General features: G+C 70.5%; 19 protein-coding genes. 13 read left to right on the top strand and 6 right to left on the bottom strand.

Annotated features, from left to right (window positions below; genetic code table 11):
• The first annotated feature begins 37 nt into the window (after positions 1-37).
• Positions 38-2314, top strand: coding sequence for an N-acetylmuramoyl-L-alanine amidase (locus tag AB0D85_RS02070; protein WP_362312453.1), 2277 nt, complete (start codon positions 38-40; stop codon positions 2312-2314).
• Between the two features lie 20 nt (positions 2315-2334).
• On the opposite strand, the gene AB0D85_RS02065 is transcribed toward AB0D85_RS02070, so the two are convergent.
• The 5 genes from AB0D85_RS02065 to AB0D85_RS02045 form a co-directional block, all read right to left on the bottom strand.
• Positions 2335-3807: a DHA2 family efflux MFS transporter permease subunit gene (locus tag AB0D85_RS02065; RefSeq protein WP_362312452.1), complete on the bottom strand. Its 1473-nt coding sequence runs from the start codon at positions 3805-3807 to the stop codon at positions 2335-2337.
• 86 nt (positions 3808-3893) lie between these two features.
• Positions 3894-4274, bottom strand: coding sequence for a hypothetical protein (locus tag AB0D85_RS02060; RefSeq protein ID WP_362312451.1), 381 nt, complete (start codon positions 4272-4274; stop codon positions 3894-3896).
• Between the two features lie 110 nt (positions 4275-4384).
• Positions 4385-4942, bottom strand: coding sequence for a hypothetical protein (locus tag AB0D85_RS02055; RefSeq protein WP_362312449.1), 558 nt, complete (start codon positions 4940-4942; stop codon positions 4385-4387).
• A 162-nt stretch (positions 4943-5104) separates the two neighbouring features.
• On the bottom strand, positions 5105-5866 hold the full coding sequence (locus tag AB0D85_RS02050) for a DUF4328 domain-containing protein (protein ID WP_362312447.1): 762 nt from the start codon (positions 5864-5866) through the stop codon (positions 5105-5107).
• Between the two features lie 109 nt (positions 5867-5975).
• A complete protein-coding gene (locus AB0D85_RS02045; protein WP_362312445.1) occupies positions 5976-7646 on the bottom strand; it encodes a glycoside hydrolase family 20 protein in 1671 nt (556 codons plus the stop codon).
• A 155-nt stretch (positions 7647-7801) separates the two neighbouring features.
• Here AB0D85_RS02045 and AB0D85_RS02040 point away from each other — a divergent pair, with 155 nt between their 5' ends.
• The 10 genes from AB0D85_RS02040 to AB0D85_RS01995 all read left to right on the top strand — a co-directional run bounded on the left by AB0D85_RS02040 (position 7802) and on the right by AB0D85_RS01995 (position 14947).
• Positions 7802-8374, top strand: coding sequence for a 2-oxo-4-hydroxy-4-carboxy-5-ureidoimidazoline decarboxylase (locus tag AB0D85_RS02040; protein WP_362312443.1), 573 nt, complete (start codon positions 7802-7804; stop codon positions 8372-8374).
• A 190-nt stretch (positions 8375-8564) separates the two neighbouring features.
• Positions 8565-8945 (top strand): succinate dehydrogenase, cytochrome b556 subunit, encoded by a 381-nt coding sequence (gene sdhC / locus AB0D85_RS02035; RefSeq protein ID WP_362312441.1) that lies wholly within the window; start codon positions 8565-8567, stop codon positions 8943-8945.
• A gap of 5 nt (positions 8946-8950) precedes the next feature.
• A complete protein-coding gene (locus tag AB0D85_RS02030; protein ID WP_362312439.1) occupies positions 8951-9433 on the top strand; it encodes a succinate dehydrogenase hydrophobic membrane anchor subunit in 483 nt (160 codons plus the stop codon).
• A gap of 19 nt (positions 9434-9452) precedes the next feature.
• Entirely contained in the window at positions 9453-11207 is a 1755-nt protein-coding gene (gene sdhA / locus AB0D85_RS02025; protein WP_362312437.1) for a succinate dehydrogenase flavoprotein subunit, read from the top strand.
• A complete protein-coding gene (locus tag AB0D85_RS02020; RefSeq protein ID WP_362312435.1) occupies positions 11207-11968 on the top strand; it encodes a succinate dehydrogenase iron-sulfur subunit in 762 nt (253 codons plus the stop codon). The genes sdhA and AB0D85_RS02020 overlap by 1 nt, the downstream gene beginning before the upstream one ends.
• A gap of 105 nt (positions 11969-12073) precedes the next feature.
• A complete protein-coding gene (locus AB0D85_RS02015) occupies positions 12074-12484 on the top strand; it encodes a VOC family protein (protein WP_362312434.1) in 411 nt (136 codons plus the stop codon).
• A 94-nt stretch (positions 12485-12578) separates the two neighbouring features.
• Positions 12579-12986 carry a hypothetical protein gene (locus AB0D85_RS02010; RefSeq protein WP_362312432.1) on the top strand — a complete coding sequence of 136 codons (408 nt, stop codon included), beginning with the start codon at positions 12579-12581 and terminating at the stop codon, positions 12984-12986.
• The gene (locus AB0D85_RS02005) at positions 12983-13477 is read left to right on the top strand and encodes a DCC1-like thiol-disulfide oxidoreductase family protein (protein ID WP_362312430.1); all 495 of its coding nucleotides are present in this window, start codon (positions 12983-12985) and stop codon (positions 13475-13477) included. Before AB0D85_RS02010 ends, AB0D85_RS02005 begins: the two co-directional genes overlap by 4 nt.
• A gap of 9 nt (positions 13478-13486) precedes the next feature.
• Positions 13487-14230, top strand: coding sequence for a TetR family transcriptional regulator (locus tag AB0D85_RS02000; RefSeq protein ID WP_362312428.1), 744 nt, complete (start codon positions 13487-13489; stop codon positions 14228-14230).
• A 90-nt stretch (positions 14231-14320) separates the two neighbouring features.
• On the top strand, positions 14321-14947 hold the full coding sequence (locus AB0D85_RS01995) for a Uma2 family endonuclease (RefSeq protein ID WP_362312426.1): 627 nt from the start codon (positions 14321-14323) through the stop codon (positions 14945-14947).
• On the opposite strand, the gene AB0D85_RS01990 is transcribed toward AB0D85_RS01995, so the two are convergent.
• Complete coding sequence (locus AB0D85_RS01990; RefSeq protein ID WP_362313437.1) at positions 14940-17348, bottom strand: MMPL family transporter; 2409 nt, start codon at positions 17346-17348, stop codon at positions 14940-14942. The genes AB0D85_RS01995 and AB0D85_RS01990 overlap by 8 nt on opposite strands.
• A gap of 177 nt (positions 17349-17525) precedes the next feature.
• On the opposite strand from AB0D85_RS01990, the gene AB0D85_RS01985 reads away from it, so the two are divergent.
• Positions 17526-18233 carry a response regulator transcription factor gene (locus AB0D85_RS01985; protein ID WP_362312424.1) on the top strand — a complete coding sequence of 236 codons (708 nt, stop codon included), beginning with the start codon at positions 17526-17528 and terminating at the stop codon, positions 18231-18233.
• Positions 18230-19663 carry a HAMP domain-containing sensor histidine kinase gene (locus AB0D85_RS01980; RefSeq protein WP_362312422.1) on the top strand — a complete coding sequence of 478 codons (1434 nt, stop codon included), beginning with the start codon at positions 18230-18232 and terminating at the stop codon, positions 19661-19663. Before AB0D85_RS01985 ends, AB0D85_RS01980 begins: the two co-directional genes overlap by 4 nt.
• The last annotated feature ends 120 nt before the right edge of the window (positions 19664-19783 follow it).

Here is a 19783-nt window from a genome sequence, read left to right as displayed (position 1 = left end):
GAGTCCACGCGGGAAGCGTGCGTACAGACCGTTGAGCATGAGGCGACGGGCGTGGCTCACGCTCGGCGCGGTGGTCCTGGGCGGCGGGGGCGTGGTGACGTACGCCGTCGCCAGCCCGTCCTCCGGCCACGGGGCCGGCGGACAGGCCAAGCGGCCGGTGAAGGTCTACGACCTGACGCTGAAGGGCGCCACGAACGGCGGGCGGGAGCTGCCGCGCACGGACACCGAACGGTTCTCGATGCTCGGCGTCTCCTGGACGGGGGCGACGAAGCGACTGCACGGCACGGCCCAGGTACGCACCCGGAGCGTCGAGACCGGCCAGTGGTCCGGCTGGCACGATCTGGAGGCGGCCGACCCGCTGGAGGACCCGGAGGCCGGCCCCGACGCGCGCGGCGCGTCCGAGCCGCTGTGGGTCGGCCCCTCCGACGGCGTCCAGGTCCAGGTCGTCCACCGGGACGGCTCCACCAGCGCCGGTCTGCCCAGGGGACTCCAGGTGAACCTGGTCGACCCCGGGGTGGTGACCGCCGCGGAGACGAAGGCGGAGCCCGCCGCGTACATGGCGGACGCCACCCCGGGCGACAGCGCGTCGCCGACGGATTCCGCCTCGCCCGACGACTCGGCGTCCCCGGCCGACTCCGCCTCGCCCAGCGAATCGGCGACGGCCACCGAGTCCGTGACGCCCACCGACTCGGCGCCGGCCACCGACCCGGCCTCCCCGAGCGACTCCGCGTCCGCCGCACCGACGGACAGCGCCTCCGCGAGCCCGTCGGCCTCCACGCCCACCGCGCCGCCGTCCACCGTGCCCGAGCCGCCGATCGTCTCGCGCTCCGGCTGGGGCGCCGACGAGTCGCTGAGCCCGGACCCGTCGGACTACAACGCGGACGTGAAGGCCGTCTTCGTCCACCACACGGACGGGACGAACGACTACGCGTGCTCCGACTCCGCCGCGCTCGTGCGGGGCATCTACGCGTACCACACGCAGGTCAGCGGCTGGAACGACATCGGCTACAACTTCCTGGTCGACAAGTGCGGCACGATCTTCGAGGGCCGCAAGGGCGGGGTCGACCTGCCCGTGCTCGGCGCGCACACCTACGGCTGGAACCGGGAGGCGGCCGGTATCGCGGTGCTCGGTGACTACACCTCCATCGGCGCCACGGACGCGGCCCTGGCATCGGTCGCCCGCATCGCGGCCTGGAAACTCGGCCAGTACGGCGCCGACCCGGCCACGACCGTGCAGCTCAAGGCGGGCGCGACCCAGAAGAACTTCTTCGGCACCAGCTTCACCGCCGGCACCTCGTACACCTTCAACCGGATCTCCGGGCACCGCGACGGCTTCAACACCCAGTGCCCCGGCAACTCGCTCTACCCCCAGCTGCCGACCATCCGCGCCTGGGCGTCCGGACCGGTGCAGGGCCTCAAACTCACCTCGCTCTCCGGCGCGAGCCTGTCCGGCTCGACGTACTACACCAAGGGCGCGATCACGGCGAAGTGGTCGACCACCACGCCCGGTTCGCTGATCTCGAAGTTCCAGGTGCTGGTGGACGGCAAGGTCGCCGCCACCGCCGCCGGTACGGCGACCTCGGTGGGCGCCACGCTCGGCGCGGGCAGCCACACCGTCGCCGTACGGGCCGTGCACCAGTCGGGCAAGACCACGACGACCGCCGCGCTGACCGTCGTCACCGACACCACCGCGCCCGCCTTCACCACCGCGCCGACGCTCTCCCTGCGCACCGGCACCGTCAGCACCACCGCCGTCCCGGTCACCCTCGGCTGGAAGGCCACCGACAACGCGGCCCTGAAGTCGGTGAGCCTGCTGTCCCCGACGACGGCCACCTTCGGGCCGACCACGACCGGCTCCAGCCGCACCGCCAACTCCGGCACCGCGTCCGTCTGGTCGATGAAGGCGTACGACTACGCGGGCAACACCCGCACCTCGTCCCCGTCCTTCACCCCGGTGATCCTCCAGGAGACCTCGGCCGCCAAGTCCGGTACCTGGACGACCCGTTCGTCCACCAGCTACCTGGGCGGCAAGTCGTACTCCAGCGGCACCAAGGGCGCGAGCCTGAGCTGGACCTTCACCGGCCGGTCCGCCGCCTGGGTGGTCAGCAGGGCGTCCACCTCGGGTCAGGCGTACGTCTACGTCGACGGCACCAAGGTCGCGACCGTCGACCTGAAGTCCTCGACGACCTCCTACCGCCAGGCGGTCTGGACGAAGACCTGGTCGTCCAGTGCCAAGCACACCGTGAAGATCGTCGTCGTCGGCACCAGCGGCCGCCCGACGGTCACGACGGACGGCCTGGTGTACATCAAGTAGGTCTCAGGCAGATCAGCAGCTCAGGTGGCCGAGTCCACCGGTTCGGGCGTCCGTTCCTGCGCGGCTTGCGGGGCGGGCGCCCGGTCCGCGTTCACGACCACTGCGGCCACGAGCGCGGCCAGCAGCAGCGCCGTCATCGCCCACCAGGTGGCCACGTTGAAGCCGTGTACCGCGGCCTTCGCCTCAAGCAGCGCCCGGTTCGGGATGCTCGCGGCGTGCGCGGTGGCGTACCGGGTGGTGACGCTCGCGGCGATGGTGTTGAGCAGCGCCGTACCGATCGAACCGCCCACCTGCTGGGCGGTGTTGAAGGTGGCCGAGGCCGCGCCCGAGTCGCGCGGGGCGACCCCGCCGGTGGCCAGGGAGACGGAGGTCATCATCGCCGTGCCCATGCCGAGGCCGAGCATCAGCATGCCGGGCAGGATGTGCGAGGCGTAGGCCGGTTCGACCCCGACCTGGGCTATCAGCGCCAGCGCCCCGGCGGCCAGCAGCAGGCCCGGGACCATGAGCAGACGGGGCGGGACCCGGTGCAGCAGCCGGGCGGCGATCTGCGTGGAGCCGGTGACCATGCCGACGGTGATGGGGAGATAGGCGACGCCGGTCTTCACGGGCGAGTACCCGAGGACGCGTTGCATGTAGTACGTCAGGAAGAGGAAGACGCCGAACATGCCGATGGTGGTGAGCAGCACGGTGAGGAAGGCGCCGATGCGCTGCCGGTCGCGTACGACGGTCATCGGGAGCAGCGGGACCCGGGCGCGGGTCTGCCAGAGTCCGAAGAGACCGAGCAGCGCGACCCCGCCGAAGAGCAGGGTCAGCACCAGGGAGTCGTGCCAGCTCCGGGACTCCGCCTCGGAGAAGCCGTAGACCAGGGCGAGCATCCCGGCCGAGCCGAGCAGCGCGCCGGGGACGTCGAGGCGGGCGTCGGGGTGGCGGCCGCCGCCGGACAGCAGGACCCAGGCGCCGGCGAAGGCGACCAGCGCGATCGGCACGTTGACGTACAGGCACCAGCGCCAGTCCAGGTACTGGGTGAGGAAGCCGCCCGCGAGCAGCCCGACCGCGGCACCGGCGCCGATGATCGCGCCGAAGATGCCGAAGGCCTTGCCGCGGTCCTTGGGGTCGGTGAACGTCGTCGCCAGCAGCGACAGCGCGGCCGGGGCGAGCAGCGCGGCGAAGACGCCCTGCAGCGCCCGCGCCCCGAACAGCATCCCCTGGTTCACGGCGGCGCCGCCGAGCGCGGAGGCGGCCGCGAAGCCGACCAGGCCGGTCATGAACGCCATCTTGCGTCCGGCGAGGTCGGCGATCCGGCCGCCGAGCAGCAGCAGTCCGCCGAAGGCGAGCGTGTAGGCGGTGATGACCCACTGCCGGTTGCCGTCCGACATGTTCAGATCGGCCTGGGCGGAGGGGAGTGCGATATTGACGATGGTCATGTCGAGCACGACCATCAGCTGGGCCAGCGCGATGACGACCAGGGCCCACCAGCGTCGGTTGTCGGCCATGCGCCAATCGTGCTCCCGCACCGGCCACTTGGGAACGCTCGCGTTTCTTATTACGGGGTTTTTGCCAACTCCCGAGCCACCCCCGGCTACCCCATGGCATCCCGGCACAGCAGCCGCAGCGAGCCATGGCCGCCGTAGCACCGCCGGGCCTCCTCGATCGGGTCCCAGAGCCGGCCGTCGGGGGTGCGGATCCAGTGGTCGCCGCCGGACGCCCACCACTCGGCACCGGCCTGGCGGACGATCACCTCGCCGGCGTAGGCCCCGAGACCGCGCAGCATCTCCCGTACGGCGTCGTACGGCGCGCCCTCCCGGCGTATCTCCTCGACCACCCGGTCGACGCGCCACAGGCTCTGCGCGGAATAGTCGAGGCGGACCCGCGCGCCCTCGCGCATCATGGCCACCGCGTCCGCCGCCCACCGGGCCGGTTTCCCGGCGGCATGCGGCCTGCTCTGCTGCTGTGCTGTCACGTAGTGGGCTGTCACATAGGGAAGAGCGAGGTCAGCCGCGGTTTCGTCACCCTGGATCCGGGTGTTTCCCGCAACCGGCGCAACTCCCTCGCGACACGCTCACAGGTGGTTCACGCGCGGCCTCGGGCCCGGCGTGACACCACCGCGCGCAGCACCCGGCGCCCCTCCGTGGAGACGTCCAGTGCCCGGCGCAGGCCCGCGGCGCCGTGTCCCGCGAGCAGTTCGAGCACGGTGACCTGGCGGCGCAGCTCGGCGGCGACCAGCGGGGACATGCCGTCGGTGCCGCCCTCGCGGCCGGTGTCGGCCGGGGCCGCCGCGTCCCCGACGGGGTCGAGGAGCCGGTGGATCCGGAGCGAGGCGACGGAACAGGCGTCGGCCCACAGCCGGATGTCGGCGGCAGCCTGCGGGGCGGGCGCGGCGTCCAGCATCCGGCGGGCGAGCACCTCGGCCTCGTCGGTCTTGCCGGAAGCCTCTTCGGACGCGCCGAGGGCGCCGCGCGCCTTCTCCAGTCCCTCGCTCCAGTCGGAGCCGTCGGCGAGGCTCGCCCACAGCGGCCGCAGCACCAGGTCGTCCCCGCCGAGCAACGGCACGCACCGATCCAAACAGGCCAACCCGCTGGCGGCCAGTCCGCGTTCATCGGCCTGAGCGATCAGCTCCACCAGGCTCATCCCACGCCTCCACAACGGTACGTACCAAGGCGCCGACCTTTACGGAGCCCGCACTTCCCCTTACTGCGTGCAATGAACCGCCAGTGTCACAGCGGTACGACGCCCAGCGTATCGAGGAGCCCGGGGTAAGGGTTTTCGGCCAACGGCTGGGGCGGCGACGAATCAGAGCGCGGCCGGGACGGTGCCCGCCATCGCCTTCTCGTGCTGCATCCGGGTCAGCCGCACCACGACGAGGATCGCGAGGACGGCGGCGGCGATGTCGAGGGAGTCCGAGAGGATCAGCCGCAGGGCGCCGTCGCGGAGCTGGGCGGCGCCCTCCACGTCGTCGCCGGTCGTCGCGAGGGGGTCGGCGACCAGCGCGGCCAGCCACAGCGTCCACCAGGCGTTGACCAGCGTGTGCGAACGGGTCGTACCCCAGGGGCTGCTGGCGTCCCAGATGTCGAGGGTGATCCGGCGCGGGTACCAGAGGTTCACGACCGGCACGAACCAGCCGCCGATCGCCCAGCCCGGCGACTTGCTCTGCCGGAGCGGGTCCAGCACCTGGGCGTTGGCCCGTACCCGCTGGAACCAGCTCAGGTACACGATCCCGCAGGCGATCAGCGAACCCACCTGGGCACCGCCGGCGACGCCCAGCATCCGCTCGGCGCGGTCGGCCCGGCGGAACGCGGCGGCGCCGGTGTCGCCGTCCGCCAGCGCCCCCGTGGCGTCGTACTGGAGGAAGTCCGCCCAGACGGAGAACAGGTCGGCGGCCACGACCACCCCGAGCAGGACGACGGTGGCCCAGCCGAGGCCCACCGGCGAGCGCAGCCACAGACCCGGCGTGCTGCCGAAGACCGGGGCGGGTTCGGGCGAGTCGCCGAGGCAGCGGTGACACAGGGCGGAGCCGGGCGCGGCGGCGAAGTGGTGGCAGCGGGCGCAGATCAAGACGGTTCCCCCGGGGTGCGGTTGGGCACGGCGCCCTCCCCTGGCCCGCGCGCGGAAGCGGAACATACGGCGCGCCCACGCCGTACGTCCACCCCTGGTCCGTGGCGGATCAGCCCAGTTTGTTCGCGAGGCCCTTGAACTGCGTCCAGGACATCGACGGGGTGCGCGGGTCCCAGAGCTTCTGGATCGTGGCCCGCAGCGGCATCCGGATGCCGGCCGCGACCTGGTCCTGGGTCTGGGAGCCCGCGAGGTCGCACCAGACGGCGAAGGAGCCGCCGAGGATCCGGTCGTCGTACGCCGAGGACACGGCGGCGGTGCCGCGCAGCACCCGCGGGGTCCACTGCTGGTAGATCCGCTGCCCGGTCGGATAGACGAAGGTGTTGGGCTGCCCGAGGACGTAGTAGAGGAACTCGTCGTTGTAGTTGAGGACCTTCCGGCCCGCGCTCAGGTACTCCGCCGGCTGCCGGGCGCCGATCTCCTTGCCGGTCCAGTAGGCGACCTGGAGGTCCTGGGCGGGCTGCACGGAGGTGCCCCGGAAGAAGCCGTCGTTCCAGACCCGCATGGTCCGGTGGTGGGCGCGGACGGTGTCGGCGCGGGCGTTGAGCCAGCCGGTGGTGAGGTCGGCGACCGTGCCGGACGCGCCGTACTTCTGCCGTGCGGCGGCGGCGAGTTGCGGGTAGGAGGCCTGCGGGTTCGCGACGGTCAGGGCCTGGTACTCGTCGCCGCCGAGGTGCCAGTAGGAGCCGGGGAAGACACCCGCGTACTCGCCCAGCAGATCATCGACGATCTTCGCCGACCCGGGCTTGGAGATGTCGATGGCGCCCCTGGTGGCCACGCCCTGCGCGTTGCGGAGCTGCAGATCCGGGTGGGCGGCGATGACCGCGCCCAGATGCCCGGGCGAGTCGATCTCGGGCACGACCTGGATGTGCCGGCTGGCCGCGAGGGCGACGATCTCCTTGACCTGCGCCTTGCTGAGATGGTCCGGGGAGACGATCTCGGGGTGGGTGCTGGACTCGATCCGGAACCCCTGGTCGTCGGAGAAGTGCAGCCCGAACTGGTTGAACTTCAGATCGCCCAGCTCTTTTATCCGGTCCTCGATCCAGGCCGCGGTGAACGGCTTGCGCGCGATGTCCAGCATGAACCCGCGCTGCGGCTTGGCCGGCCGGTCCTTGACGACCCCCTCCGGGGCCGTGCCGCCGCCGTGCACCTCCTGCTTCAGCGTCCGGGTGCCGTAGAAGACGCCCGCGTCACCGGGCCCGCTGATCCGCACCGACCCGCCGCGCACGGTCATGGTGTACGACTCCGGGTCGCCCGTGCCGCCGATGTCGAGCCGGAGGTCCCCGGTCTTGACGTCCTCGTTCGCGCCCTTCTGCCCGGCGTACGACAACCCCAGCTCTCCCGCTATCAGCCGCCCCTCGTCGGCCAGCGCCGCGTTGCTCACCACGACCCGCCCGCCCTGCCGGGGGCGCCAGCCCGGCCCGCGGGCCGCGGTGTGGGAGCGGACGGCGGGGATGGTCCGCGGAGCCTGGGAGAGCGGATAGACGCGGGTGGGTGTGGGGCTGGGGGTCGGTGTCCCGGCCCTGGCCGCGGACGAGGCGGCCTGCCCGCTCCCGGACGGCCGCTGCGCGGTGCCGGCCAGCGGCTCGCCGTCGCTGTGACCCGAGGAGGCCCATACGCCGATACCCGTACCGAGCGCCACGGTTCCCACGAAGGCGGCGGCGACCACCGCCCGCTTCCGTGCGACCTGTCGTCCCGAGGGCCTACGCCTGTGCTGGCTCACAGCGCCACGCTACGACGCATCGCCCACTCAGACGTCATCCAACCGTTCCGAAACTCTCCCGTTCGGGTGAAAAACAAGCAACCAACGGACACGCCGTGAACGTCCTCGATAACGTCGATGACACATCTCTCACAGCTTTCCCTGCCACACCGCATGTGACGCGAGGACCCACGCTGCCCGCCCACCGCCTGCCCCACCTCCCCACTCCACTGGACGCGTTCAACGCCGCCCCCGCCGACGAGGCCGGCGCGCTGCTCCTGCACTGCCTGCACAGCCTGCGTTGGTCCCGCCGCATCACGGACCACCGCCCCTACCCCGACGCGGCCTCCCTCCTGGCAGCGGCGGACGAGGCGACGTACGACCTGTCCCCGGGGGACCTGTCGGAGGCGCTGGCGGGCGAGTGCCTGCCTGAACTGCCGGAGGACACGTACTCGGCGGCCCACACGGCCCTGACGGCGGCCCACGCGGCCTACGAGGCCAAGTTCGGGCACGTGTTCGTCATTTCCCTGGGCGACACACCGCCCGCGGAGTCACTCGACCGCGTCCTGGAGGGCATCCGATCACGTTTGACAAACGATCCGGAGGAAGAACGGGTCATCGCGGCGGAGGAACTCCGACGCCTCGCAAGAGGGCGGCTCGGGTCCCTACTGAGGGGCGCGGGGCAGTATCCATCAGCGGCTCCGCCGCGGGGCGCGACCAGCCCGAACGGCGCCGCACCCGGCAAATAACAGGACACCCCACCCCAGAAGCCGCCCGGCTAACCCATACGCGTGCCGATTTGATCACACCGGTAGGCCCGGCGTAAGCCCAGCACGAGCGCATCGCTACGATGCTGGGGGCCGGTGGACCGTACCCGGCCGGGCCCGACCGACAGCACAAGCCGGCGCGGCCCCAATCCCCGCTCCCGGAGGGACTTCCGTGCCGGCTGGAACGCTGTACCGCGGCCGGGAAGGAATGTGGTCCTGGGTGGCTCACCGAGTCACCGGCGTCCTCATTTTCTTCTTCCTGTTCGTTCACGTGCTGGACACCGCTCTCGTCCGCGTCTCGCCCGAGGACTACGACAAGGTCGTAGCCACGTACAAGACGCCGATCGTCGCACTGCTGGAGTACGGCCTCGTGGCCGCCATCCTCTTCCACGCCCTCAACGGCCTGCGCGTCATCGCCGTCGACTTCTGGTCGAAGGGCCCGCGCTACCAGAAGCAGATGCTCTGGACGGTCGTCGGTGTCTGGGTCGTCCTCATGGTCGGGGCCATCTACCCCGTTCTCGGCCACGCCGCTCGTGTCCTGTTCGGGAGCTGACGCAGATGTCGACCACTGAAACCCCCGCAGCCGGCGTCGGCCCCGTCGAGGGCGAGGCCCTCTACAACGTCGACAACCCGGCCCCGCTGATCGAGGCCCCGCGCAAGCGCACCAAGAAGACCCCGCGCTCCACCCGCGGCAACTTCGAGATGGCCGCCTGGCTGTTCATGCGCCTGTCCGGTGTCGTGCTGGTCGTCCTCGTCCTCGGCCACCTGCTGATCCAGCTGGTGCTCGACGGCGGTGTGTCGAAGATCGGCTTCGCCTTCGTGGCCGGCCGCTGGGCGAGCCCGTTCTGGCAGGTCTGGGACCTCCTGATGCTCTGGCTCGCGATGCTGCACGGCGCCAACGGCCTGCGCACGATCATCAACGACTACGCGGAGCGCGCGAACACCCGGCTGTGGCTCAAGGGCCTGCTCTACACCGCCACGGTGTTCACCATCCTGCTGGGCTCGCTGGTGATCTTCACCTTCGACCCGAACATCCGCTAGGTACGGGGCTGCGAGAATCATGAAGATCCACAAGTACGACACCGTCATCGTCGGCGCCGGCGGCGCGGGCATGCGCGCGGCCATCGAGTCGACGAAGCGCAGCCGCACCGCGGTCCTGACCAAGCTCTACCCCACCCGCTCCCACACGGGCGCCGCGCAGGGCGGTATGGCCGCCGCGCTCGCCAACGTGGAGGAGGACAACTGGGAGTGGCACACCTTCGACACGATCAAGGGCGGTGACTACCTGGTCGACCAGGACGCCGCCGAGATCCTGGCGAAGGAGGCCATCGACGCCGTCCTCGACCTGGAGAAGATGGGCCTGCCGTTCAACCGGACGCCCAACGGCACCATCGACCAGCGCCGGTTCGGCGGTCACAGCCGCAACCACGGCGAGGCCCCGGTCCGCCGGTCCTGCTACGCGGCCGACCGCACCGGCCACATGATCCTCCAGACGCTGTACCAGAACTGCGTCAAGGAGGGCGTGGAGTTCTTCAACGAGTTCTACGTCCTCGACCAGCTGATGACCGAGGAAGACGGCGTCAAGAAGTCCGCCGGCGTGGTCGCCTACGAGCTGGCCACCGGCGAGATCCACCTCTTCCAGGCGAAGTCGGTCATCTACGCCTCCGGCGGCACCGGCAAGTTCTTCAGGGTGACGTCCAACGCGCACACCCTGACCGGTGACGGCCAGGCCGCCTGCTACCGCCGTGGTCTGCCGCTGGAGGACATGGAGTTCTTCCAGTTCCACCCGACCGGCATCTGGCGCATGGGCATCCTGCTGACGGAGGGCGCCCGCGGTGAGGGCGGCATCCTCCGCAACAAGGACGGCGAGCGCTTCATGGAGAAGTACGCGCCGGTCATGAAGGACCTCGCGTCCCGTGACGTCGTGTCCCGCTCCATCTACACGGAGATCCGTGAGGGCCGCGGCTGCGGTCCCGAGGGCGACCACGTCTACCTCGACCTCACCCACCTCCCGCCGGAGCAGCTGGACGCGAAGCTCCCGGACATCACCGAGTTCGCGCGCACCTACCTCGGCATCGAGCCGTACACGGACCCGATCCCGATCCAGCCCACCGCGCACTACGCCATGGGCGGCATCCCGACGAACGTCGAGGGTGAGGTCCTGAGCGACAACACGACGGTCGTCCCGGGTCTGTACGCGGCCGGCGAGGTCGCCTGCGTGTCCGTCCACGGCGCCAACCGCCTGGGCACCAACTCGCTGCTCGACATCAACGTGTTCGGCCGCCGGGCGGGCATCGCGGCCGCCGAGTACGCGCACAAGGCCGAGTTCGTCGAACTCCCGGAGAACCCGGCCGAGTTCGTCGTCTCCCAGATCGAGCAGCTGCGCACCTCGACGGGCAACGAGCGGGTGGCCACGCTCCGCAGGGAGCTGCAGGACACCATGGACGCCAACGTCATGGTGTTCCGCACCGAGCAGACGATCAAGACGGCGGTCGAGAAGATCGCGGAGCTGCGCGAGCGCTACAAGAACGTCTCGATCCAGGACAAGGGCCGGCGTTTCAACACGGACCTCCTGGAGGCCATCGAGCTGGGCAACCTGCTCGACCTGGCCGAGGTGATGGCCGTCTCCGCCCTGGCCCGCAAGGAGTCCCGCGGCGGTCACTACCGCGAGGACTACCCCAACCGCGACGACGTCAACTTCATGCGCCACACCATGGCGTACCGCGAGGTGGGCGACGACGGCGCCGAGTCCATCCGTCTCGATTACAAGCCGGTCGTCCAGACCCGCTACCAGCCGATGGAGCGTAAGTACTGATGGCAACCCCCGTTCTGGACAAGGTGGAGGCGGAGTCCGCCGCGTCCCCCTACATCACGGTCACCTTCCGGGTCCGCCGCTTCAACCCGGAGGTCTCGGCCGAGGCGACCTGGGAAGACTTCCAGCTGGAGATCGACCCGAAGGAGCGCGTCCTCGACGGCCTCCACAAGATCAAGTGGGACGTCGACGGCACGCTGACCTTCCGCCGCTCCTGTGCGCACGGCATCTGCGGCTCGGACGCGATGCGGATCAACGGCAAGAACCGCCTCGCCTGCAAGACGCTGATCAAGGACATCAACCCCGAGAAGCCGATCACGGTCGAGCCCATCAAGGGCCTGACGGTCCTGAAGGACCTGGTCGTCGACATGGAGCCGTTCTTCCAGGCGTACCGGGACGTCATGCCGTTCCTGATCACCAAGGAGACGAACGAGCCGACGCGCGAGCGTCTCCAGTCGGCCGAGGACCGCGAGCGCTTCGACGACACCACGAAGTGCATCCTCTGCGCCGCCTGCACGTCCTCCTGCCCGGTGTTCTGGAACGACGGCCAGTACTTCGGCCCGGCCGCCATCGTCAACGCGCACCGCTTCATCTTCGACTCGCGTGACGAGGCGGGCGAGCAGCGCCTGGAGATCCTGAACGACCGCGACGGCGTCTGGCGCTGCCGCACGACCTTCAACTGCACGGACGCCTGCCCGCGCGGCATCGAGGTCACCAAGGCGATCCAGGAGGTGAAGCGAGCGCTGATCACGCGTCGCTTCTGATCCCCGCCGCACACCGCACCACCGAGGGCCCCGCTCCTGCCCAGGAGCGGGGCCCTCTGCGCGTGGCTCACGTCGGGGGTTCCGGTCCCGACCTAATCTGACTGCATGTCAGATGACGAGTCGTACGAACTGCTCGGGTTCGACAACGTGGTGGTCCCCGTCGGGGATCTCGCGGATGCCGTCGCCTTCTACGAGCGTGCCGGGTTCACCGTCGGTTTCCGGTTCGACGAGGGCGGGATCGCCCTGCTGAGGGTCGGAGGCGAGACGCCCGGGATTCTGCTGCGGGTCGAGGAGGGGCTGGGGTACCGGCCGGCGGTGTGGGGGTCGCCGCGGGTGTGGCTGGAGGTGCCGGATGCGCGGGCGGCGGCGCGGAGGCTGAAGGACGCGGGGATCGCCGTGCTCGACGAGCCGTTCTCCGTCGCCACCGGCTGGACCGTCGAGATCGCCGACCCCTGGGGGAACGTCCTCGGGTTCACGGACTACGTCAAGCGGCCGGAGCTCGCCCGGCGGACGTGAACGGGGTCACTCCACCACCGAGTTGAACGCGTTCAAAACCAGGTCTACAGTCATCCCTGTCAGCGTTTTGAACGCGTTCAAGAAGGGGTGGGGCATGGACCGTACCGTCATCGCCTACGTCATCTACCTGCTCGTCAGCATCGGGCTGACCGTCTGGGTGGCCCGCACGCTCAGCCACAACGGGCGGATCTTCCTCTCCGACGTCCTGCGCGGGAACGAGAAGCTCGCCGACGCCGTCAACCACCTTCTGGTGGTCGGCTTCTACCTCGTCAACCTCGGCTTCGTCGCCCTGTACCTGCACACCAGCGACACCATCGACGACACCCGCGGCATCTTCGAGGCCCTGTCGTCCAAGATCGGGGTCGTGCTGCTCGTGCTCGGCGTGATGCACCTCGGCAACGTGTACGTGCTCAACCGGATCCGGCGGCGCGGGGCGATGGACCGGGAGCAGATCCCGCCGGTTCCGCCGCAGGGCTGGACCGCACCGGCGGCCGGGGCGTGAGCACCGTGACCGCCACCGACGACCGGGGCGCCGTGCGCGTCCCGGTCCACGGGCTCACCGTCCTCTACGACGCCGAGTGCTCCCTCTGCAGCCACCTGCGCGACTGGCTCGTCCGGCAGCCGCAGCTGGTGCCGCTCACCCTCGTCCCCGCCGGGTCGGACGAGGCCCGGGCCCGGTTCCCCGGGCTGGACCACGCGGCCACCTTCGACGAGGTCACCGTCGTCGGCGACGGAGGGCAGGTGTACCGGGACACGGCCGCCTGGATCGTGGTCCTCTGGGCGCTGCGGGAGCAGCGGCCGCTCGCGCACCGGCTGAGCACGCCGACCGGGGCCCGGCTGGCCCGGGGGGCCGTCCTCGCCGCCGCCCGGTGGCGGGGCGCGCAGTGGGGCGGGAAGGTCTACCGGCGCGGGGACGGATGGTCGTACGACCCCGGTCTCGGGTGGACCTACGACCCTCCGGCCTGTGACGGCGGCGTCTGCGCCACTCATTAGGATCTGTCCGTGTCCGCGAAGAACGACGGTCCCGTCGAGGCCGGTGCCCAGAGCAAGTCCGAGCAGACCCGCGCGCTGATCCTGGAGACGGCGATGCGGCTGTTCCGGGAACGCGGCTACGAGAAGACCACGATGCGGGCCATCGCCACGGAGGCCGGGGTCTCCGTCGGCAACGCGTACTACTACTTCGCCGGCAAGGAACACCTGATCCAGGGCTTCTACGACCAGCTCGCCGCCGAGCACCGGGTGGCGGTCCGCGAGGTCCTGGACCGGGAGACCGACCTGGAGGCACGGCTCGCGGGCGTGCACAAGGTGTGGCTGGACATCGCCCAGCCGTACCACGAGTTCGCCGTCCACTTCTTCAAGAGCGCCGCCGACCCCGACAGCCCGCTCAGCCCCTTCTCCCCGGAGAGCGAGCACGCGCGCGAGGAGGCGATCAGCGTGCACCGGGAGGTGCTGGCCGGCGCGAAGACGAAGGTGGCACCCGAACTGCGGGACGTCCTCCCCGAGTTGATGTGGCTCTCCCAGATGGGCCTGGTCCTGTACTGGATCTTCGACCGGACGGAGGGCCGCGAGCGCAGCTACCGGCTGGCCGAGCGCGGAGCCCGGCTCACGGCTCGGGGAGTCTCGCTGGCCCGCTTCCGGATGCTACGACCGCTCGTCCTGGAGGTGCACGAACTGTTCACGGACTTCCTGCCGGGGATGACCCGGGTGCTGCCGGATCCGGGGGGCAAGGGGCGCCGGGGCGAGTGATCACTTTCGGGTGAACGGGGTCGAACGGGACACCGAGGGTGCCGCGTGCCTACGATGATGCTCTCGACACCAGCCCATGGGAGGCACGTGATGTCCGCAGCATCCGTCGAGTATCCCGAGCGTCCGGCGAGCAAAAGCCGCCCCATGACGCTCACCGAAGCTGCTGACCTGTTCAGGGACCGCATGCCGGGTTACCGCGTCGAGATCATCGGAGGCCAGCTCCTCGTGACCCCACCGCCGGACGGCCCCCACGGGGAGGTCCTCACTGACCTGATGCTTCCATTTCTCGCAGCAGGCCTGCACGGCAAGGAGTCCAGGCTGATTCAGGGCATCGGGCTGTCGCTCCCGGAGGGACCAGAGGACTACGCAATCCCAGATCTCTCGCTGGTCGACGCCGACTATGGTGAGCACCGCACTGAGAACGGCTGCTACGACCCTGCGTGCTTCCGCCTGGTCCTGGAGGTCACCTCCAGCAACTACCAACAAGATCTGCGAACCAAGGTGGCCACCTACGCTCAGGCGATGATCCCTGTCTACGTAATCATCGACCGAAAGCACAAGCGCCTCCACGTCCTCACCGACCTCACCAAGGACAGGTACGAAACCCATCGTGTCCACGCCCCCGGTGAGATCGTCAACCTGCCCGACTCCATCGGCGCCAAGGTCAGCCTCGACGTCGACGAGATCCTCAAGGCCGGTCAGCCGCGGACTAGTTGACCGCGTCCACCTCCCCCTCCGCCAGCTCCACGTCGTACACCACCGGCCCCTCCGTCACCGTCACGTGGCGGGCCTTCGAGCCGTACGACGAGGACGTCACCGCGAGCAGATACGAACCCGGGGACGGGACCGAGACGATGTAGGAGCCGTCCGCCAGGGATGTCACGTGGTCCAGTTGGCGGCCGCCCTTGGACATCAGGGTCACCGAGGCGTCCTCCACCGGGTCGCCGTCCGGGGTGCGGACGAAGCCGTGGATCGCCGTGGCCGGGCCGGTCGGCTCGACCGGCTCCGGGGCCGTCTCCTCCGCCGGCTCCACCGCCAGGTGCGGGAGCCGCTTCTCCAGCCAGTCCGGCAGCCACCAGTTGGAGCCGCCCAGCAGGTGCATCGCCGCCGGGACCAGGGCCGTACGGAGGATGAACGCGTCGAGCGCGACCGCCGCCGCCAGGCCCACGCCCGCCGTCGCCGCGCCCGAGTCACCGCTCAGGACGAAGGCCAGGAAGACGCAGACCATGATCAGGGCCGCCGAGTTGATGACGCGGCTGGTCTCCGCCAGGCCGACCCGGACCGCCCGCGCGTTGTCCTTCGTGTGCACCCACTCCTCGTGCATCCGGCTCACCAGGAACACCTGGTAGTCCATGGAGAGGCCGAAGAGGAGGGACAGCATGATGACGGGGAGGAACGCGTTGATCGGGCCCTCCTTGCCGAGGCCCAGCAGGTCCAGGCCCCAGCCCCACTGGAAGACCGCGACGAGGACGCCGAAGGAGGCGGCCGCCGCGATCAGGTTCATCAGGGCCGCCGTCAGCGGGACGACCAGGGAGCGGAAGGCGATCAGGAGCAGCAGGAAGCCCAGGCCGATGATCGTCGCGATGAAGAGGGGCAGCCGGTCGCCGGTGACGGTCGCGAAGTCCTTGGAGACCGCCGTCACGCCGCCCACGTGGGCCTCGGCGCCCGCCTTCGGGATCACCCGGTCGCGGAGGGTGTCGATGAGGTCGTCCGTCTCCTTCGACTGCGGGGACGTCGTCGGGACCACCTGGACGACCGTGACGCCCTGCGCCGGGGGCAGTTCGGCCACCTGGGCGACACCCTTGGTCGCCTTCAGGTCCTTGACCAGCGTGGCCGTGTCGCCGCCGACGCTGACCACCTGGAGCGGGCCGTTGAAGCCGGGGCCGAAGCCCTCGGCGAGCAGGTCGTAGGCCTTCCTGGTGGTCGTGGACGCGTCGTCGTTGCCCTGGTCGGTGGCGCCGAGGCGGAGGGAGAGGACCGGTATGGCCAGGACCGCCATGACGACCAGGGCCAGTGCGGCGATCCTGCGCGGGCGCTGCTGCACGTTCGCCGACCAGCGGGCCGCCAGGCCGCTCGCCCGCTCCGGTTCCGGACCCTCGGCGGCCAGCCTGCGGCGCTGGCGGCGGCTGAGGACGCGCGGGCCGAGGAAGCCGAGCAGGGCGGGGAGGAGGGTAGTGGCCGCCAGGACGCTGAGCACCACCGTCAGGGAGGTGCCGATGACCACGCCTTGCAGGAAGGCCAGCCGCGTGACCAGCATGCCGGCGAGCGCGATGCAGACCGTGCCGCCCGCGAACAGCACCGCCCGCCCCGAGGTGTTGAGGGCGGTGACCGCCGACTCCTCCGGGTCCATGCCCCGCAGGATGCCGCGCCGGTGCCGGGTGACGATGAACAGCGCGTAGTCGATGCCGACGCCGAGCCCGATCAGGGAGGCCAGCAGCGGGGCGATGTCCGGGATGTCGGTGGCGTGGCTGAGGAGCTGGGTGGAGAACAGGCCCATGCCGACGCCGAAGACGGCGATCGCGATGGGGAGCGTCATCGCGAAGAAGGAGCCGAAGGCCAGGAAGAGGACGACCGCGGCCGCGATGATGCCGACCATCTCGGAGAGGCCCTGCGGCGGCTCCTGGACGCGCTGGATGGCCTGGCCGCCCAACTCGACCTGGAGGCCGCCGCGTTCGGCGTGCTGCGCGGTGTCGAGTACCTTCTGGACCTGGTCCTTGGGGATCTCGTTCGCCCGCTTGGTGAAGGTGAGCTGGGCGTACGCGATCCTGCCGTCCGTGCTGATCTGCCCGGCGCCCCGGGTTCCGGCGTAGGGGCTGGTGACCGAGCCGACGCCCGGCAGCTTCGCGATCGTGTCCAGGGCCGGCTCGATACGGCTCCGGACCGCCTGGTCCCTCACCGAGCCCCCGGTGACCTTCCAGACCACGGTGTCCGTGTCACCGGACGTGTTCGGGAAGGCCTTCTCCATCAGGTCGTACGCGGTCTTGGAGTCCGTGTCGGGAAGGGAGAAGACGTTCGCGTAGTTCGTGCCCGCGGACGAGGCCGAGAAGCCCACGCCGAGGAGTGCCCCCACCCACAGCAACAGGACCACCAGCCGGTGCCGGTAGCACCACCGTGCCAATGCCGTCACGTTCAACAGCTCCTTGGAATCAATGTCGTTCGGTCGGTTGGTCCCCCAGGTCCTGGGCAACAGGATTGGCGGCGGAACGTGCGCGGGGACACGCGGCGCGCATGACTCTCAAGGAACTCCAAAGCTGCGGGCCCCCCGCTGTCGGCGGCGGCGCGGATACTGGGGGGCATGACGGCTCCAGGCAGCACCGTGCTGGTCGTGGAGGACGAGCCGAGCATCGCGGACGTCCTCGCCATCGCCCTGCGCTACCACCGGTTCGAGGTGATGACGGCCGGTACGGTCCGTGACGCCCTCGCGCTGACCGAGCGCACCCGCCCGGACGCGGCCCTGCTGGACGTCATGCTGCCGGACGGCGACGGGCGGGCGCTCGCCCGTGAACTGCGCGTCCGGCAGCCGGACCTGGCCCTCGTCTTCCTGACCGCGCGGGACGCCCCGGCCGAGATAGTCGGCGCCCTCGGCTACGGCGACGACTACATCACCAAGCCCTTCAACATCGACGAGGTCGTCGCCCGTATCGGCGCGGTGCTGCGCCGCACCCGCCCGGCCGACGTCATCCAGCAGCGCCCGCCGCTGCGCTACGGCGACCTCGAACTGGACGAGACGACGTACTCGGTGCACCGCGCGGGCCGCACGGTCGAGCTGACCCCGACCGAGTACGCCCTGCTGCGCTTCCTGGTGCGCAACGGCGGCCGGATCGTCCCCAAGGAGCAACTCCTCAAGCACGTCTGGCAGTACGAGCACGTGCCGTCCGAGTCGACCGTCGTGGAGACCTACATCAGCTATCTGCGGCGCAAGCTGGACACCCTGGGAACGCCGGGAGCGCCCGGACCGCCGGTGATCACCACCCGGCGGGGCGTCGGATACGGCCTGGCATGAGCCTCGGCAAGCGCCGGCACCGGCACGGGGTGCACTCGCTGCGCGGCAAGCTCACCCTGGCCAACGTCGGGCTCCTCGCCGTCGGCATCGTGGTGGCGGCCACGGTCAGCATCATGGGCATGCGGCTGTACCTGCTCGACCAGGTGGACTCCGAGCTGCTCAAGACGCGGACCTCGCTGGGGAGTTCGGGGCTCACCCTGCGGCAGGTGGACTCGCTGACCGCGCTCGGCGTGGTCCGCGACCGGATCGCCCCCTCGAAGTCCGATCCGACCCCGGACTCGATCTTCGCCGTCGTGGACACCAAGGGCGACGCCCTGGCCGTCTTCGAGATGACCCCGACCCGGGCCCAGCGCGAGCTCGCGGCCACCGTGCACGACCCGCGCGCCCTCGTCGCCGACCCCGACCCGCACGACGTCACCGTGCACGACGCGGCCTACCGGGTGACGGCGACCCGGCTCGCCGACGGCACGTACGTACTGATGGCCGCGTCCACGGAGCTGCTGCACAAGGGCATAGCGAAGGCGCTCAAGCTGGACTTCGCCGTCGGCGCGCTGCTGCTCGCGCTGCTGTGCTGTCTGACCATGTACAGCGTGCGGCGCCGGCTGCTGCCGCTGGAGGACATGGTGGAGACGTCGTCGGCGATAGCCGAGGGCGACCTGACCCGGCGGGTGCCGTCGAGCCAGCATCCGACGGAGGAGGTCGAGCAGTTGCGGCTCGCCCTCAACTCCATGCTGCACCAGGTGGAGACGGCGTACCGGACCCGGGAGCGCAGCGCGGCGCAGCTGCGCCGGTTCGTCGCGGACGCGTCGCACGAGCTGCGGACACCGCTCGCCGCGATCCGCGGCTATCTCCAGCTGTACGAGAAGGGGATGCTGCGCGAGCCCGGGGAGCGGCGGCGGGCCTGGGACCGGATGCACGGGGAGGTGGACCGGATGGGGCGGCTGGTCGACGAGCTGTTGCTGCTGGCGCGGCTCGACCAGCGGCCGGAGATCCGGTTCCAGAACGTCGACGTGAGCCGGCTGGTACGGGACGCGGCGGAGGATCTGCGGGCGCAGCAGCCGGGACGGCGGGTTGTCGTTTCGGCCGACGGGGCGGTGCTGGTGCGGGCCGATGAGTCGGGGCTGCGGCAGGTGTTGGGCAATCTGTTGGCCAACGTCCGTACGCATACGCCTGTCGAGGCGGCTGTGCGGTTGGGGGTGGAGAGGGAGGACGGGGTGGTGCGGGTGTGTGTCGCGGACGAGGGGCCGGGGTTGGGGGAAGAAGACGCCGGGCGGATCTTCGACCGGTTCTTCCGGGTGGGGAGTGCGGAGGGTAGCGGGCTGGGGATGGCGATCGTGCAGGGGGTGGTGGAGGCGCATGGTGGGGAGGTGTGTGTGCGGACGGCGCCTGGGGAGGGGCTGGCTGTGACGGTTACGTTGCGATCGGTCTGAGCCTTGGCTGCGGGCCGGTGGGGGCTGGTCGCGCCCACGCGGCGGTAGTCGCAAATCGAATACAGCCCCGCGCCCCTGAGGGGGCGCTGTAGTCAGCGCCCAAATGCAAGCCCCGGCCCG

This window comes from Streptomyces sp. NPDC048277, from assembly GCF_040652235.1.
GTDB lineage: Bacteria > Actinomycetota > Actinomycetes > Streptomycetales > Streptomycetaceae > Streptomyces.
Note: the sequence above shows the minus strand (reverse complement) of the source record. Positions and strands in the feature narration are given on the sequence as shown.

Bases quoted from the DNA above. Each gene is read 5' to 3' on its own strand.
- AB0D85_RS01985 (WP_362312424.1), top strand. From the start codon at position 17,526: ATGACGGCTCCAGGCAGCACCGTGCTGGTCGTGGAGGACGAGCCGAGC.
- AB0D85_RS01980 (WP_362312422.1), top strand. From the start codon at position 18,230: ATGAGCCTCGGCAAGCGCCGGCACCGGCACGGGGTGCACTCGCTGCGC.
- sdhA (WP_362312437.1), top strand. From the start codon at position 9,453: ATGAAGATCCACAAGTACGACACCGTCATCGTCGGCGCCGGCGGCGCG.
- AB0D85_RS01995 (WP_362312426.1), top strand. From the start codon at position 14,321: ATGTCCGCAGCATCCGTCGAGTATCCCGAGCGTCCGGCGAGCAAAAGC.
- AB0D85_RS02070 (WP_362312453.1), top strand. From the start codon at position 38: ATGAGGCGACGGGCGTGGCTCACGCTCGGCGCGGTGGTCCTGGGCGGC.
- AB0D85_RS02015 (WP_362312434.1), top strand. From the start codon at position 12,074: ATGTCAGATGACGAGTCGTACGAACTGCTCGGGTTCGACAACGTGGTG.
- AB0D85_RS02030 (WP_362312439.1), top strand. From the start codon at position 8,951: ATGTCGACCACTGAAACCCCCGCAGCCGGCGTCGGCCCCGTCGAGGGC.
- AB0D85_RS02065 (WP_362312452.1), bottom strand. From the start codon at position 3,807: ATGGCCGACAACCGACGCTGGTGGGCCCTGGTCGTCATCGCGCTGGCC.
- AB0D85_RS02055 (WP_362312449.1), bottom strand. From the start codon at position 4,942: ATGAGCCTGGTGGAGCTGATCGCTCAGGCCGATGAACGCGGACTGGCC.
- AB0D85_RS02010 (WP_362312432.1), top strand. From the start codon at position 12,579: ATGGACCGTACCGTCATCGCCTACGTCATCTACCTGCTCGTCAGCATC.
- AB0D85_RS02020 (WP_362312435.1), top strand. From the start codon at position 11,207: ATGGCAACCCCCGTTCTGGACAAGGTGGAGGCGGAGTCCGCCGCGTCC.